General features: G+C 67.8%; 2 protein-coding genes and 1 pseudogene. All 3 read right to left on the reverse strand.

Annotated elements, in window-relative coordinates; translation table 11 throughout:
* The coding region (locus tag FJV41_RS48755) for an ABC1 kinase family protein (protein WP_141649453.1) at positions 1-1,785 on the reverse strand (1,785 nt) is incomplete at its 3' end.
* Positions 1,782-2,042: a phosphopantetheine-binding protein gene (locus FJV41_RS48760; protein WP_121763088.1), complete on the reverse strand. Its 261-nt coding sequence runs from the start codon at positions 2,040-2,042 to the stop codon at positions 1,782-1,784. The genes FJV41_RS48755 and FJV41_RS48760, both read right to left, overlap by 4 nt.
* Positions 2,039-2,358, reverse strand: a pseudogene (locus FJV41_RS48765) (hypothetical protein); the annotation flags it as partial. The pseudogene FJV41_RS48765 and the gene FJV41_RS48760, both read right to left, overlap by 4 nt.

A 2,358-nucleotide genomic window follows, 5' to 3' on the forward strand; every position in this document is an offset into this window, starting at 1 on the left:
CACGCGAACCGTCAGCGCCCCCAGCAACAGCCAGCTCCCCGCCCGCAGCGCCTGCGATAGGGCGAAAGAGACGGTCCGCTCCGTCACCGCGAACCGATAGGTCGAGGAGTCGAGGAAGCGCTGGACTCGATAGAAGCCGGCCACAGCCGCTTCGTAGAACTGTTCGTAGCGAATGAACGAGCGGTCCTCGGACAGACTGTCCAGTTTCCGGTTCAATCGCTCTCGCATCCGTCGGCCGAGCTGCACCTCGTACCGGCGGTACTCCCGATAATGGTCTATGCGGGGTTCCAACCGGGCCGCCAGGCTGTCGGAGAGCATGGTGGAGCGAATCATCCGCAAGGTGTTGAGGTTCATCGGGACCCTGTACTCCTGGGCCAGCTTGAAGAACCCTATCCAGAGGTTGGCGGAGGTGCGCTCCCACCAGCGCGAGGTGCGACTCTTGTTCGCATAGAGGTCCTGCCAGAAGATTCCCTCCAGCTTGCGGGAGAATTCCTCCACGTCCACCGCGGGCAGGGGTTCGAGCAGCGCGAGCACCGCGGACACCATCCGCCCCACGTCCTCGTTCGCCTGCGCATCCGCGATTTCGCGCCACACCCGGCGCTCCCTCGCCGTGAAGGCACCGCAGGACCCAAAGTCGATGAGCACCAGCCGGCTGTCCGGTTGAACCATCACATTCGCCGGGTGCAGGTCCGCGTGGAAGAAGAGCCCTTCCTGGGCGCAGAGGCGGGCAATCTTGAGCAGCCTGCGGGCCACCTTGCGGGGCACGATGCCCAGCGTGGCGAGCGACGACAGCCCCGGCTCATCCTTGCGCTCGGCCGCGGAGATGAGGTCCTTGAGCCAGATGCCGGAGACAAACTCGGTGACCAGCACCTCGTGGTTGGACAGCTCGCCATACACGCGCGGCGAGCGCACGAAGCGCTGGCCCAGCTTGTCCATCCGGTCCTGGAAGAGCTCCGTGTAGCGGGCCTCCCGGACGAAATCGAGCTCCTCGTAGAGCATGGTGCTCAGCTCGTGGAGCAGTTGGCGCGAGTAGCCGGGAGGAACGAACCACAGCTCCGCGAGCCCGAGAATCCACCCCAGCGCGCGCATGTCCGCGGCGAAGAGCGAGCCGACCCCGGGCCGGCGGACCTTCACCGCCACCTCCTCCCCGCCATGCAACACCGCGCGGTAGACACAGGCGACGGAGCCGGAGCCCACGGGCGCCGCGCTCAGCTCGGAGAACACCTCTGCTATCGGCCGCTGGAGGGACCGCTCGACGATTTCGCGCACCTGGGAGAAGGGAATGGGCGGTGCGGCGTCGAGCATCTTCTCCAGCTCCTGCGCCACCGGATACGGGAGCAGGTCCACGCGGATGGCCATCTGCTGGCCCAGCTTGATCCACGTCCCCCCCGCTCGCTCAATCAGGCGCCGCAGGTGCTGGCCTCGCGACTGGATGGAGTCTCGCCTCTGGAGCACGTCCGCGCCGATTCTCACCAGCAACCACAGGGCCCCGAAAATCCAGACGCCCAATTGGAGCAACGTCTTGCCAATGCTGGCGCGGTACTGCTCCGCCTCGCGCTGGTGGGGCGTGGGCGGGGCCTCCCAGGACCGCGCCCGGAGCTGCTGCCCCAACGCCTTGGCCGCCTCGATTCTCGAGTCCTGCGCCTCGCGCTTGCGCCAGCGGTCGACCGCCGAGGACACCCGCTGCTCGCGCGCCATGGGGACGCGCGCCGGTGAGGAGGGGGCCGCCTCCTTCACCGGCCGCGCCGGCTCCACCTTCTCTGGGACGGCGCGGAGCGAGCTCACTGGGCGGCGCCGCGCAGTTGATGGACGATGGTCTCCAGGCTCGCCGGGGAGTGGAAGGTCTCCGCGGTGAGGAGCGCGTCCGGGAAGGAAATCTCGAACGCTCCTTCGAGCGCGAGCATCAGGTTGATGGCGTTCATCGAGTCCAGCCCCATCTCGTTGCAGGGGCGCGCCATCTCCACCGGTTCGTCGGGCGCCACGCGGGGAAGGAACTCGCGAAGCACCTCGATGAGCCTGGTCCTCACCTCGTCCGTATTCATCGTGTCTCCTCCGACGAAAGCGACCCTTGGATGGGCAAGCGCGTGTGGGGCTCGTGTCCCCAGCGCAGCCGGTGCACCGCGATGACCTCTCCGTCCCGGTGGACCAACTCCAACGGCGGCGGCCGGCTCAGGAACCCAGTGAGGCTCGCGGTCGCCCCATAGGCTCCGACGTTGGGGATGAAGACCCTGTCTCCCACCCGGAGCGGCGGCAGCTTGAGATTGCGCGCGAAGCAATCCAGCGGCGTGCACAGCGGCCCCACCACGTTGACCTCCTCCAGCACTCCGGGCTCCACCTCCCCGCCCGCCCGCGCGACAC

The sequence above is a fragment of the Myxococcus llanfairpwllgwyngyllgogerychwyrndrobwllllantysiliogogogochensis genome (assembly GCF_006636215.1).
Classification (GTDB): Bacteria; Myxococcota; Myxococcia; order Myxococcales; family Myxococcaceae; genus Myxococcus; species Myxococcus llanfairpwllgwyngyllgogerychwyrndrobwllllantysiliogogogochensis.